The sequence below is a fragment of the Synechococcus sp. CS-1329 genome, from assembly GCF_025128055.1.
GTDB lineage: Bacteria > Cyanobacteriota > Cyanobacteriia > PCC-6307 > Cyanobiaceae > Regnicoccus_A.
Genome location: NZ_JAHLYS010000035.1, coordinates 22,948 through 35,652, shown reverse-complemented (window position 1 = coordinate 35,652; position 12,705 = coordinate 22,948). Strand labels below are relative to the sequence as shown.

Annotated in this window: 12 protein-coding genes; 4 read left to right on the top strand and 8 right to left on the bottom strand. The window is 69.6% G+C overall.

The genetic code is table 11. The features are described from left to right. The first annotated feature begins 33 nt into the window (after nucleotides 1-33). Nucleotides 34-936, top strand: a complete 903-nt coding sequence (locus KQ304_RS08220) for an NAD(P)-dependent oxidoreductase (RefSeq protein WP_259736619.1) — start codon at nucleotides 34-36, stop codon at nucleotides 934-936. Here the strand turns inward: KQ304_RS08220 and KQ304_RS08215 are convergent. After that, on the bottom strand, nucleotides 926-1,681 hold the full coding sequence (locus KQ304_RS08215; RefSeq protein WP_259736618.1) for a hypothetical protein: 756 nt from the start codon (nucleotides 1,679-1,681) through the stop codon (nucleotides 926-928). The genes KQ304_RS08220 and KQ304_RS08215 overlap by 11 nt on opposite strands. Before the next feature lie 72 nt (nucleotides 1,682-1,753). Here KQ304_RS08215 and KQ304_RS08210 point away from each other — a divergent pair, with 72 nt between their 5' ends. Continuing rightward, the gene (locus KQ304_RS08210; RefSeq protein ID WP_259736617.1) at nucleotides 1,754-2,833 is read left to right on the top strand and encodes a UDP-N-acetylglucosamine--N-acetylmuramyl-(pentapeptide) pyrophosphoryl-undecaprenol N-acetylglucosamine transferase; all 1,080 of its coding nucleotides are present in this window, start codon (nucleotides 1,754-1,756) and stop codon (nucleotides 2,831-2,833) included. Here KQ304_RS08210 and cobD read toward each other — a convergent pair. Then, a complete protein-coding gene (gene cobD, locus KQ304_RS08205; protein WP_259736616.1) occupies nucleotides 2,823-3,929 on the bottom strand; it encodes a threonine-phosphate decarboxylase CobD in 1,107 nt (368 codons plus the stop codon). The genes KQ304_RS08210 and cobD overlap by 11 nt on opposite strands. Before the next feature lie 186 nt (nucleotides 3,930-4,115). Between cobD and KQ304_RS08200 the strand changes: the two genes are divergently transcribed. After that, entirely contained in the window at nucleotides 4,116-4,937 is an 822-nt protein-coding gene (locus KQ304_RS08200) for a pentapeptide repeat-containing protein (RefSeq protein WP_259736615.1), read from the top strand. A 27-nt stretch (nucleotides 4,938-4,964) separates the two neighbouring features. On the opposite strand, the gene KQ304_RS08195 is transcribed toward KQ304_RS08200, so the two are convergent. The 6 genes from KQ304_RS08195 to KQ304_RS08170 form a co-directional block, all read right to left on the bottom strand. After that, nucleotides 4,965-7,055, bottom strand: coding sequence for a type II secretion system protein GspD (locus tag KQ304_RS08195; protein WP_259736614.1), 2,091 nt, complete (start codon nucleotides 7,053-7,055; stop codon nucleotides 4,965-4,967). A gap of 145 nt (nucleotides 7,056-7,200) precedes the next feature. Beyond that, on the bottom strand, nucleotides 7,201-7,926 hold the full coding sequence (locus tag KQ304_RS08190) for a hypothetical protein (protein ID WP_259736613.1): 726 nt from the start codon (nucleotides 7,924-7,926) through the stop codon (nucleotides 7,201-7,203). Beyond that, nucleotides 7,923-8,627 carry a PilN domain-containing protein gene (locus KQ304_RS08185; protein WP_259736612.1) on the bottom strand — a complete coding sequence of 235 codons (705 nt, stop codon included), beginning with the start codon at nucleotides 8,625-8,627 and terminating at the stop codon, nucleotides 7,923-7,925. Before KQ304_RS08185 ends, KQ304_RS08190 begins: the two co-directional genes overlap by 4 nt. After that, nucleotides 8,624-9,589, bottom strand: a complete 966-nt coding sequence (pilM, locus tag KQ304_RS08180; RefSeq protein WP_259736611.1) for a type IV pilus biogenesis protein PilM — start codon at nucleotides 9,587-9,589, stop codon at nucleotides 8,624-8,626. The genes KQ304_RS08185 and pilM overlap by 4 nt, the downstream gene beginning before the upstream one ends. Nucleotides 9,590-9,661: 72 nt before the next feature. Beyond that, nucleotides 9,662-10,864, bottom strand: a complete 1,203-nt coding sequence (locus KQ304_RS08175; protein ID WP_259736610.1) for a quinone-dependent dihydroorotate dehydrogenase — start codon at nucleotides 10,862-10,864, stop codon at nucleotides 9,662-9,664. Next, nucleotides 10,861-11,625 carry a ribonuclease H gene (locus tag KQ304_RS08170; RefSeq protein WP_259736609.1) on the bottom strand — a complete coding sequence of 255 codons (765 nt, stop codon included), beginning with the start codon at nucleotides 11,623-11,625 and terminating at the stop codon, nucleotides 10,861-10,863. The genes KQ304_RS08175 and KQ304_RS08170 overlap by 4 nt, the downstream gene beginning before the upstream one ends. Before the next feature lie 77 nt (nucleotides 11,626-11,702). Between KQ304_RS08170 and KQ304_RS08165 the strand changes: the two genes are divergently transcribed. Beyond that, nucleotides 11,703-12,410 (top strand): DUF3747 domain-containing protein, encoded by a 708-nt coding sequence (locus KQ304_RS08165; protein ID WP_259736608.1) that lies wholly within the window; start codon nucleotides 11,703-11,705, stop codon nucleotides 12,408-12,410. Nucleotides 12,411-12,705: the final 295 nt, after the last annotated feature.

Here is a 12,705-nt window from a genome sequence, read left to right as displayed (position 1 = left end):
GATCACCAGATCACAACTGAACGGGCGGGACTGATGACCAGATCTTTCGTGGCCTTCCTCGGGCTTGGCGCCCTGGGGGCGCCGATGGCTCAGAGGCTGCTGGCGGCTGGGTTCCCACTCACCGTCCACAACCGCAGCCGCAAGGCGGAGGAAGCGCTGGCCGCCGCAGGGGCCGGCAGGGCCGCCACAGCGGCAGCGGCGGCGGCCTCAGCTGAGCTGATCGCCCTCTGTCTGAGCGATGACACCGCTGTTGAGCAGGTGCTCTTGGCGCCGGTTGGGGTGGCCGAAGGAGCGGCCCCAGGCTCGCTGGTGATCGACTTCTCCACCATCGCGGCAGCCACCAGCCGGCGGCTGGCCGCCCGCCTGGGGGAGCTGGGGGTGGGCTATCTCGATGCCCCGGTCACCGGCGGCACCGAGGGAGCACGCGCCGGCACGCTCTCGCTGCTGGTGGGTGGCCCCAGCGATCAGCTGGAGCGGGCCCGTCCCCTGCTGGAGGCGGTGGGCAGCCGGATCAGCCACTTCGGTCCGGTGGGCTCCGGCCAGCAGGTGAAGGCCGTCAACCAGATCCTGGTGGCCGGGAGTTACGCAGCCCTGGCCGAAGGTCTGGCGCTGGCCAGGGCCCTGGGGCTGCCGCTGCAGCAGGTCTGCGGGGCCCTTGAAGGGGGCGCCGCCGGCTCCTGGGCCCTGCAGCACCGCGCCGGCCGGATGATCGAGAACAGCTATCCGCTCGGTTTCCGTCTGGCCTTGCACCGCAAGGATCTGGCCATCGCTCTGGACACCGCCGCCGCCGCAGGCGTGGCCCTGCCGATCAGCGCCAGCGTGGCCGGAATCGAAGATGCGCTGATCGCCGCCGGCCACGGCGATGAAGACGTCTCCGCCCTGGCCCGCTGGTTCAGCCCGGATCAGACCCCAGGCGCAGGCTCGCTCAGGGAGTGAGTGCGGCCTTGTCGGCCACCACCCGCACCCGCTTGGTGGTGCTGACAATGCCTTTGGGGTGCACCAGCAGCACTGCCCAGGTCTGGCTGCCGGGCTTCAGGGGCGCCTGCACCGACTTGAACAGGCCGCCACCGCCGAGGGCCGCCAGCTCCAGATCGGGGGTTTCCAGGGCGCTGATCTGCTCGGGCGTGATGACGGCGATACCCCCGGCAGCCACCGCACCATCGAGCGGTTCATCGAAGATCACATCCACGTCGTAGCGCTGGCCCGTGAGCACCGCATCCGGAATCAGCACGCTCACCGGCAGGTTCACCTCACCGCTGCGCAGGGTGGTGGATTCGCGGATCAACTCCTGACCGCTCAGGCGCGAGCCGTTGGCCGTGAGGGCCAGCACCTGCTCGGCCTCAAGGCTGTAGCGGAAGGACCCCTCCGTGCGGCTGCCGCTCACCTCGATCGCCACGGTGGGGCGGCCATCACGCAGGGGAGCACCGGACTTGACGCTCCAGCGGGCATCGGGGAAGCGATCACGCAGGAGATTGAAGCGGGCCTCCAGGCGGGCGGGATCGAGGCCGGGCCCCGGCTCCACCAGGGCGCCGAGGCTGGAGGACTTGCCGCTGTTGAGGGCGGTCTCGAGGCTCTGGAGCAGGGCCGGGGCCGGTGGAGCAGCCCTGGCCACCGGCAGGCTGGCGACGACCGTGGCCGCCAGCAGGGCCAGGAGGAACGGTTGAAGCGGCGACTGGGGCATCAAGGGCAGCCATGGCGGCCCTTTTAAGTTAGGCGCGCCCAGGTAGCGCGCCGCGCGCATCAGCGAAGCTCCATGTCCAGGCTCCTGATCGCGGCCAGCGGCACCGGCGGGCATCTGTTCCCCGCCCTGGCGGTGGCTGAGGCCCTGCCCGACGGCTGGCAGGTGCAGTGGCTGGGGGTGCCCAACCGCCTCGAGCGCGAGCTGGTGCCCAGCCGCTACCCCCTGCACACCATCCGGGCGGGAGGGCTGCAGGGCAAGGGACTGCGCAAGCTCTGGCAGCTGCTGCGCCTGATCGCCTCCAGCCTGGCGGTGCGTCGGCTGATCCGCCGCGAGGGCATCGACCTGGTGTTCAGCACCGGGGGCTACATCGCCGCACCGGCGATCCTGGCGGCCCGCTGGTGCGGCGTGCCGGTGGTGCTGCATGAGTCCAACGCCATCCCCGGTCGGGTCACGCGCCTGCTCGGTCGCCACTGCAGCCGGGTGGCGGTGGGGCTGCGGGAGGCGGCGGAGCGGCTGCCCCGCTGCCGGCCCCTGGTCACGGGCACGCCGGTGCGCGCCGAGTTTCTGCGGCCAGCCCCCCTGCCCAGCTGGGTGCCCAGCGCCAACGGTCCCCTGGTGCTGGTGATGGGCGGCAGCCAGGGGGCCCTCGGCCTCAACCGGATGCTGCGCCCCCTGGCGGCCAAGCTGGTGGCCGCCGGCTGCCGTGTCGTGCACCTCACCGGCAGCAGCGATCCCGACGCCGGCAGCCTGCGCATCCCCGGCTACATCGAGCGGCCCTTCAGCGACGAGCTGCCCGGCCTGCTGCAGCACGCCCAGCTGGCCATCAGCCGCGCGGGGGCCGGCAGCCTCAGCGAGCTGGCCGTCTGCGGCACAGCCACGATCCTGGTGCCCTTTCCCCAGGCCGCCGACCACCACCAGGACGCCAACGCCGAGGCCGCCGCCGCTGCGGGCGCCGCTGTGATCGTCTGGCAGCACGCCCCGGAGCACCAGGCCCTGGAGCAGGCGGTGTGGCGGCTGCTGGGTCCGCGGCTGCGCGGCGCCAGCCCTGGCCTCGACCCCCTGGAGAGCCTGAGGGCGGGCATGGAACACCTGGCCGTGCGCGCAGCCGATCAGCGCCTGGCGGAGCTGCTGATCGAGCTCGCTAGCGGCTGATCTCCTGATGCAGCGCCCGCAGCAGGCGCCGGTTGTTGCGCCGGTCCTGCAGGGCCACCCGCAGCCAGCACTCCCCCAGGCCTTCAAAGGAGCGGCAGTCGCGCAGCAGCACCCGGTGGCGGCACTCCAGCCGCTCGCGCAGGGCCACCAGGGAGTGGTCTGAGCGCAGCAGCAGAAAGTTGGCGGCAGACGGCAACGGCGTGAGGCCAGGCAACTGCCGCAGCCGCTGCTCCAGCCAGGGGCCCTCCGAGGCCACCCAGCGCTGCACCCGCTCCTGCCAGCGTCGATCGCCCACCACGGCCTCACCGACCGCGGCCGCCAGACCATTCACCGGCCAGGGGTCGCGCCAGGCGGCCCAGCGCCGCAGCCGGGCGGGATCCGCCACGGCATAGCCCAGGCGCAGGCCCGCGATCGCCAGCAGCTTGGTGAGGCTGCGGATCACCACCAGACCGGGGTGACTGGCCACCAGCGGCAGCAGCGACTGACTCTCTCCAGCGGGCACCAGGGGCAGGAAGGCCTCATCGACGATCACCAGCGCGAAACGCTCCAGCAGGGGCTCGAGGGAGGCACGGCTCCAGAGCTGGCCCGTGGGGTTGTGGGGATTGGTGATCCACAGCACCTGAGACGCACCAGGCGGCAGGGAGGGCAGCGGCTGGGGCCAGACCGCCGGGCACGGACGGGGCAGCTCCAGCGGCCAGGAGCTCCAGGCACCACCCCAGCAGGCCAGGGCCCGGGGGTAATCGGCGAAGCCGGGGGTGGGCAGGAGGCTGGTGCCCGCAGCGGCAGCATCGCGGGCCAGCCAGGTGAACAGCTCCGCCGCCCCGTTGCCGGGCAGCACCGCGGCGGGATCGAGCTGATGGTGAGCCGCGATGGCCTGGCGCAGCCGCAGCTGCTGGCGGTCGGGGTAATCCCTCAGGGGCGAGGGCCTCCCGGCTGGGGTGCGCAGCACCGCCTGCAGGCACCGCCGCACGCGGGCGGGCGGGCCGAAGGGCACCAGGGAGGCACTGGCATCGAGCAGATCACCCACTCGGCAGCCCAGGCGCCGGGCCACTGCCTCCAGGTTGCCGCCATGGCGATCGAGGGATCCGGCGTCCATGCCAGTTCCAGCAGGCCCTTCAGCGTGGCGGATTGCGGTTGTTCGCAGACAGGGCGGGAGCCGGGCCTTGCCGCCGACCTGTGCACGCAGGAAAATCAGCCCCCGCGGTGCCTTGAGCTCCGCGATGGAATGGCCGCTCCGGCAGCCCTCCACTGAGTCCACCCTTCCGTCCTCACCCCCTCCGGCATGGCGCCTCCTCAGCGATCCCATCGCCCTCTGCTGCGGGGAGCCCTGCTGCTCACCACCTGCAGCCAGCTGCTGGGCGGCATGGCCCGGGCCGCTGAGGCCAACGATGTGATGCGCCTGCTCGATCAGCGGGCCTGCGCCAGCTGCCAGCTTCAGGACGCCGATCTGGTCCATGCCGACCTGCGCAAGGTGGATCTGAGCAAGGCCCAGCTGCAGCGGACCAACCTCAGCCGCGCCCAGCTGGATGGCGCCAATCTGCAGGGTGCCGACCTCACCTTCACCTCGTTGCTGGGGGCCTCCCTGCGCGGCGCCGACCTGCGCGGAGCCCAGCTGGAGGGCACGGATCTGCGCCAGGCCGATCTCAGCGGCGCCCTTCTTGACGTGGACGGCCTGGCGCGAAGCCACTGGAAAGGGGCCGTGGGGGTGAAACCAAGCGCCAGCAACTACGCCGACCTGCACAATTCCGGCGTGGAGGCGGCACTTCAGGGTCGAGCCAAGGAGGCCGAAACCTATTTCAACCAGGCCATTGCGAAACAACCCAGCTCAGCCCTGAGCTGGCTGGCCCGTGGCATCAGCCGGGCCGAGCAGAACAAGCGCGATCTGGCCGCTGCCGATTTCACCTACGCCGCCGCTCTGTTTGAGCAGCAGGGCAACTCAGCGGTGGCCCGGCAAATTCGCCAAGGCGCCAAAGACCTGAAGAAGAATCCCGAAGCCAGCACAGCCGGGAATGGCTGGGGTGGGCAGTTGATTCAGGCCTCGGCAGCGGTCTTCCAACAGTTGGCACCGCTGGCGATCAAATACTTTGCGCCCCTGGCCTTCTGAGCTGCTGGACGTTGGGCCTGCTGAGCTTCAGGGGCCATACATCAGGCGGCGGGCCTCTGGGCTGGAGGGCTGGTATCCATAGCCAAAACTGCCACCTTGCTCATCATCGATGATGCGTGGAGTCACCAGAATCACCAATTCATTTTTATTGCGAGAGCCGGTTGATTTCCGAAAAAATTGGCCCAAAAGGGGCAGGTCACCCAGAATTGGCCATTTCGACACCACTTGAAAATCCTCATCGGAGATCACGCCGGTGAGGATCAGAGTCTGGCCATCGCGCACGCGCACGCTGCCCGTGTCCAGGCGCCTGAGCCGCAGGATATCGATCTCACCACAGCCAGGCACCATCTGGCGATCCACCACGCCGGAGATGGCCGGTGAGAGGGTGAACGTCACAAAGCCATTGTCGTCGATCTTGGAAACCCGGGCCCCGAAGGTGAGGCCGGCCGTGCTGAAGGTGGGCTCACAACTCACGCCAACATTGGCGGTACTGGTGACGTTGAACTTCGTCACGACCTGCCGGCCCACGGTGACGAAGGACTCATTGGCTCGGGTGCGGCCGATCGTGGCCGGGCTGAGGCCGGAACGTTCAGCTGATGGGCCAGAATCGCCTGACAGACCACCTCCGCCCACATCGGCACCCCCTTGAATGGTTTCAGGGTTTTCGCTGAGAATCAACGTGGGACTGGCCAGCACCTTGGCATTCTCGGATTGAATCTGGGCACTCAGAAAGTCGAAGAATGTATCCCTGGGGTACTGCAGGCCCGGATTGGCGATAGGCGTCGGCGACCCGAGTGCGCCATCCAGCAGATTGCTGCGGTTGAACGCCGCTGCCGTGGGTGGCAGCAGACTGTCAAAGGCCCCCAGCAACCGTCCTCCATCATTGACGATGAAGTTATTGCCATAGCGGAAGGCAAAGCTGTTATCGATTGTGGTGTCGTTCGCCAGAGTGACATCGAGAATCTTCACCGACAAAGCCACCTGGCGCTGACGAAGATCCAGCTGCTTGAGATAGTGCTCTCCGATGGCCACCAACGAGGGCTCACCCACGATCGTGATGGTGCCCAGGCGCGGATCGGTGGTGGCACGCAGGCCCACCAGTGGGCCGCTGGAGGCCCCGAAGGCTTCCACCGTCTGCTGGGTGGAGGTGGTGCTCTGGGAGGTGGCGCTGATGCCGGAGCCTGCTGGCTGCTCCGTGAGGGGCACCCCCTGGGAGACGGCGGTGGTGATCGTGCTGGTCTTGGTGACCTGCGCCCCGAGGTTGGCCAGGTAATCCGCCGCCGAATTGGGGGCCACCTGGTTGAGGCGATACACCTTCGACATCTGCGGACCGATCGTCTTGCCCAGCACATCCGCGCCCACCAGGATCGTGTTGCCCTCCTTGCGGGCCTGCAGCCCGGAGGACAGCAGCACAAAGTTGAACGCCCGCTCGTAGGGCTCGTTCTGGAAGACCACCGTCACCGGCGGCGCGGGGGCCTCGGCAAAGGCAAAGCCATAGCCACCCATCTGGGCCAGAACCATCAGCACATCGCGGGGATTGGCGCCACGGGTGGTGAGGCTGACCGCTGGGCCATAGAGGCTGAGGTAGCCGCGGTTGCGGATCGTCATCGTCCCCACGGCGATGTCGCCCGACGGGGGCGCCACGGCGCGGGGTCTCAGGGGCGGCACAAACGATGGGCTGGGCACCCGTCCCGGCACCTTGAGGTCGATGGTGGCCGACTGATTGATCGGCAGTTGGGGGGCCTCGAAGCGCACCAGCAGATCAAGGCCGTTGCTGCTCACCACCGGCGGGGCCAGCTGGCGCCCCGGCAGCGGCGTCACCCTGAGCTGAAACTCCGTGCCACTGCCATCCAGGCTGATGGAATCCACCCCGGCATCGGGCATCGAGAGCGACTGGGGACCGACCCTGAGGCCACGGACCTGGGCCGTGCGCAAGTCACCGACCCAGACCTGGCCCTGCATCTGCTGACGCAGATCATTGCCGGTTCCTGCGTTCTGGATCACCAGCTCCAGGGCATCGCTCAGGCGGCGAAGTCTGAGCTGCAGCCCGTCCTGGCGCATGGCGGCCTGGGCCAGCGCCGGTGCGGGAGAGACCAGCCAGGGGAGACCGGCGAGCAAGCTGCTGGCAGCCCCCACCCACACTCCAGATCGCAAGCCAAGAGCAGCTGGAGCTGTGCCCATCGACGCCATGAGTCCCCAGCCATGGTATTGAGACTGAACTGAAAAAACCAGAGGGTCCAGGCCGGCGCCGGGCCCTGGACGCTCAGGAGGGCGGGGCGGACGCCGGCGCGGCCCTGGGTTGTCTGGCCTGCCTGGCCCCGCGCCTGGCGGCAGGCTCCTCGCTGTAGAGGGCCAGATTCAGCTTCAGCACCACCTGGGGGATGTGCCGGGCCTGGGCACGGGGGGCTTCGAGATCGAGCTTGAGATCGCTCAGGGCCACCAGCAGGCTGAGACGCTCCAACCGGCGCAGGAAGGCCAGCAGGTTGGGGTAGCGCCCGCGGGCACTCAGCAGCAGGGTCGAGCGGCGCAGACCATCGGCTTCGAGCGGATCCGATGCCGCTGAAGCGGCGGCCTCCTGCTCCTTCGGCTTGGCCCCAGCCGCCGCTGGCGCTCTGCTGGCCTCCAGCGGCTCGACCAGATCGAGCTGAACCCCAGCAGCCGTGGCGTCCCGGTTGAGCTGGGCCAGGAAGGTACTGATCTGGCCGCTGCCGGCGATCAACCTCAGCAAACTGGAGCGCTGGCGGTCCACGGTCTTGAGCTGATCCAGCTGGCGCAGCCGCTGGGCCCGCAGCAACGGCAGACGCTCCTCCATGGCCTGCAGCTGATCACGCTGGAGCTGGTGGCGGCGCCACTGATCCCAGGGCTGGATCACTCCCCCCAGCACCACCAGGCCGGCCACGATCACCGCGAGCGCCAGCGGCAGCCCCAGCAGCAGACCCTGACGCAGCCGCGGAGACCCGGATGGCGAACCCTCCTGAAGGTTGGTCACCTCAGCAGTCCCTCCTGTTGCAGCAGCTCCAGTCGGCGGGCCATACCGGCTGCCCCCAGCTCCTGCAGCAGCTTCAGCTGGGCCGAACTGGCCGCGGGCGCTCGGAAGGCGGCAGTGAGCTCGAACTCCACCAGCCGGCTCTCGGGCCCCTTGCCGGAGGCGTTCTTCTGGCGGATGGCCCGGTTGAGCGTGACGGCGGCTGGATCCAGCAGCGGCGACGCTTTCAGGCTCAGCACCAGGGCATTGATCCGCTCGAACGCGCCCGGATCAGCGCTTTGGCCCTTGAGCTGGAGGTCGTCCTGACCCACCTGCAGCGAGACCAGCTGCAGCCCAGCGGGGGTGCGGCCGGCCAGGTCACTGAGCAGGGCGGAACCCGAACGCACAGCCACCAGCGCGCTCACCAGCTCTGCATTGCCCTTGCTGTTGCGCTCCAGAGTGGCCTGGCCAGCGCTGAGTTCGGCCTCCAGCCTCTCCACCTGATCCCGCCCCGGCGCCAGCCGCGCCAGCTCTTGTTCGAGCAGCCGTCCCTGCAGCTTCAGCAGCGCGGCGGCAGCCACGCTGGCCAGCACGATGGCGACGCCGATGGCCGAACCGATCAGCAGCAGTCGCCGGGGCTCGGGCGGCCTGGGCGGCTCGGCGGGCAGGCCCAGCTCAAGCCGGCGCTCCCTGAGCAGATCAAGCCCGGGCAGGCGCCCACTCATCGGTCCAGCTCCACCTGCATCAGTCCGTACAGAGTGGTGAGGGAGCAACCCGGCCTGGGCTCCTCATCGCCGGATTCAGGGGGCATGGCCAGCCAGCCCATCGCCAGCGGATCGAGGATCTCGAGCCGCCAGCCACGGCCATGGCGGAGGGTTTCGGCCAGCAGAGGCAGGTCGGGGCTGGAGCCGGCCAGCCAGAGGCGAACCCCGCCCACCCCCGGATCCAGCCCGCGCCAGTAGGCCACGCAGCGCTCCAGCTCCTGTTCGACCTGGTGATCGGCCATCGCCCCCCTCCACTGCCGGGCAAATTCGGGCACGCCGTGACGCAGCAACGTGAGCCGCACGGCGTGCGCATCCACCACCAGCAGAGCCTCGAGGAGGCCTGGGTCGGCGCCCTGCAGCACAGGGGTCAGGGCCCGCAGGTCGCACACCTGGGCCGCCTCCAGCCGTTCCAGCTGCACCCCGGCCAGGTCAAGCACCTCAATCCAGCTGAGCACCCACTGGCGTGGAACGCTCACCAGCAGGGAGCAGCAGCTGCCGATGGCCTGCTGGTCAGCCGCCTCCAGGGGCAGGAGGCTGATGTAGGCCTCGGCCAGGGCATAGGGAAGCCCCAGGTCGGGATCGATCAGGCGCAGGGCCTCATCGGCCGACTCGGGCCAGTCGTCGAAGGGCCATTGCAGCACCCGCCAGGCACAGGCGGCGGCGGGCAGCACCGCCACCACACGGGCGCCCACCAGGCCCAGCTCCACCAGCAGATCACCGATCAGATCGCCGAGGGCCATCACCTGCTGGGGCTCACCGGCGGAGCAGGCCCCCTGTGGCAGGGGCACCCGCCTCAGCAGCTCCAGCTGAGGCGGCTGGCCACGCCCCCGGGTGGTCAGCACCGTGACCGCGTCGTCGTCGAACTCCAGCCAGACCCGGCGAGGAAACAGCCGAGCAATGAGGGGCTGAAGCTGGTCCTGCACGCCGGCAAGGATCACACGTCGCGCTCTGAGATCCTTAGGAAGCGTATCGACCCTGGGCCGTTCCTTCAGCCCTCAGCGCCAGGGCAGGCCACTGCCCACCACCTCGCTGAGGTGGCTGCAGCCATGGCGATCGAGCTGATCGCCGAGGCCCTCGAGGATCGCCGGCACCAGACCGGGACCCTGGTAGATCCAACCGGTGTAGAGCTGAATCAGTGAGGCCCCGGCCGTGATCCGCTCCCAGGCGGCCTCGGGGGAATCGATCCCGCCCACGCCGATCAGCGGCAGGGCCGGGCCGGCGGTGGCGCGCAGGCGCCGGATCACCTCCAGGGCGCGGCTCCGCAGGGGGGCGCCGCTGAGGCCACCGGCCTCTTCGGCCAGGGTCCGGCCGGTCTGGGGCAGACGGCGATTCTCCAGCCCCAGACGGTTGACGCTGGTGTTGACCGCGATCACGCCGGCGAGGCCCTCCTCATAGGCCAGGCGGGCAATCGTGTCGATGGCGTCGTCTTCAAGGTCGGGGGCGATCTTGACCAGCAGGGGCGGGCAGGCCGAGAGGCGCCGCAGGCGCTCCACCAGTCGGCGCAGCTGCACGGCGTCCTGCAGGTCGCGCAGGCCGGGGGTGTTGGGTGAACTGACATTGATCACCACATAGTCGGCCAGGGGCGAGAGCAGCTCCAGGGAAGAGGCGTAGTCGTCGGGGGCCAGCTCCAGGGAGGTGATCTTCGACTTGCCGAGATTCAGGCCCAGCACCGCAGGCCGCTGGCCCGGCAGGGGCAGGCGCTGGCGCTCCAGGTTGCGCTTCACGCCCTGGGCGCCGTCGTTGTTGAAACCCATGCGGTTGAGCGCGGCCCGCTCCTTCGCCAGACGAAACAGCCGCGGCCGCGGATTGCCCGGCTGCGGGTGCCAGGTGATCGTGCCCAGCTCAGCAAAGCCGAACCCGAACAGGTGCCAGATCCCCGCCGCCACGGCGTTCTTGTCGAAGCCGGCGGCCAGACCCAGCGGATTGGCGAAGCGGCAGCCGAACAGGGTCTGCTCAAGGCGATGGTCCCGCCGTTGCAACTCGGCGCCGAGGCCCGCCAGGCTGCCGGACACCAGGGGCCAGTCGCGGCGCAGGGAGGCCTGGGCCAGGGCGGCGAGGGTGAGGCTGCTGAGCTGCTCGGCATCGGCCCCCTCATCGCTGGCCAGCAGCGGTCCCACCCAGCGGCGGTAGAGGGCACCTGTACTGGTGGTGCCACCACTGGCGCCTGAGGAGGCCGGCTCGGATCGCTCCAGAATCATGGGGACTCCTGCAGGGCGGGCTCGGTGCGCTCCAGTCGCCAGCGGCCCTCACGGGCCGGACTCACCCGCCAGTCCCGCCAGATCCAGGGGCCCTCTCGCTCCTGCAGTCGGGCCAGGGGCTGCTCCACCAGGCGGGCCAGCTCGACGGCCGTGAGGGCGTAGCCGCCACTGGCGAGGCGATCGGCCACCTCCAGGCGAGTGAGCAGCTCGCCGAGGGCCGCAGGGGCCGGCTGATCGAGCCCGCCACCATCCTCCTCAGAGCGAACAGCTTCAGAACCAGCACTCCGAGGCTGGGCCAGCTCGGGGACGCCGCCGCGGGAGTAGGCCACGGCGATGGCATCACAGCGGTCGTTGTCGGGATCGCCGCTGTGCCCTTTGACATGGGCCAGGCTCAGGCCCGGCAGCCGCGCCCGGTCCAGCTCCTCCCAGAGGTCGCGGTTGAGCACGGGTCCACCGGAGGCGGTGCGCCAGCCCTTGCGCTTCCAACCCGCCATCCACTTGGTGAAGCCATCGATCAGATAGCGGCTGTCGGTGCGCAGGCGCAGATCGGGGTGAAGCGGCAACGTCTTCAGTTCCTCCATCAGGGCCAGGGCGGCGGTGAGCTCCATGCGGTTGTTGGTGGTGGCGGCGGCTGCACCCCCCAGCTCACGCACGCTGCCGTCCTCGAAACGCAGCAGACCACCCCAGCCTCCAGGGCCGGGGTTACCACGGCAGGCGCCATCACAGGCGGCCGCAATGACCCTCGGCCGCTCAGCAGCCACTGGGCAACCCTGCCATTGTTCGGTAGACAGTGGTGCCGTTGACCGTGGTGATGATGTTGGGACGCGTGAAATCCACCATGCAGCGAACCTACCTGGCCCTTGCAGGGGCCGGCCTGGCGCTCACCACGCTCCAGGCCGTCACACCACCTCTGGCGGAGGCCGCCGCGGTGTTCGACAGCCAGCCGGTGGAGGCGTCGCGGTTTGCGGTGCTGGCCAAGCCGGTGGGCTTCGCCGACTGGTCGCTGGTGCTGATCGAGCAGGCGGCCAATGGCCAGCCCTGCTGGCAGGCCCGGCCCGATGGCCTGGTGGACGCCTCCATGAATCGCTTCGCCTCGAAGGGGATCTGCACCAGCTACGCCGGCAGCAACGCCTATTCGATTCGGGTGGCCGGCCAGGACCTGGCCAGCCGCTACCGCCTTCGCCTCAGCCAGGTGGGCAACGAGCTCCAGCTGCAGGCCATGACCCCGTCGGACACCACCCTGCTGCTGCTGGGCCGGGGCCAGGTGAGCCGGCGTGACCCTGAGGGGTTCGTGCCGATCAAGCTCGAGAGCGACTGGCAGCTGAACCGCCGCGTCTTCGGCCAGCAGACCCTCAACCACATCTATTTCGCCGCCAGCACGCCCCTGGAGCAGCTGATCGCCCAGGCCGGTGGTGGCAACGACCAGGCCACGACCGACAGCAACAGCGCGCCGGGCAGCCTGGGACGCGCCCTGGGGGGCGTGGCCAGGGGCGGCGAGCTGCCCAGCGGTCCAATCGCCCTGCAGGTGATCCCCTTCAGGGAGTGACAGTCGACGCAGCGGCCCTGGCCACTGGCACCCCTGAGATTCAGCCCGTACTCTTGGCTTGTGTGAGGAGTGCAGAACGCTCTCCCGGGGTCGAAACGAGGACAGACTCCCGGCATCGTTCCACCTCAAAAGCCTGCCTTCGGCGGGCTTTTTTTTTGGCCGTCAGCCGTCAGCCCGAGGTCGTGCCAACCACCGGCAACCGACTGGGGGACCGTTCCCGGCCATCAAAAAAGCCGGCCCCGAGAGGCCGGCTGCGCTGAACACTGGTTCCAGGCGAGAAGCTGGCGGAGGCCAG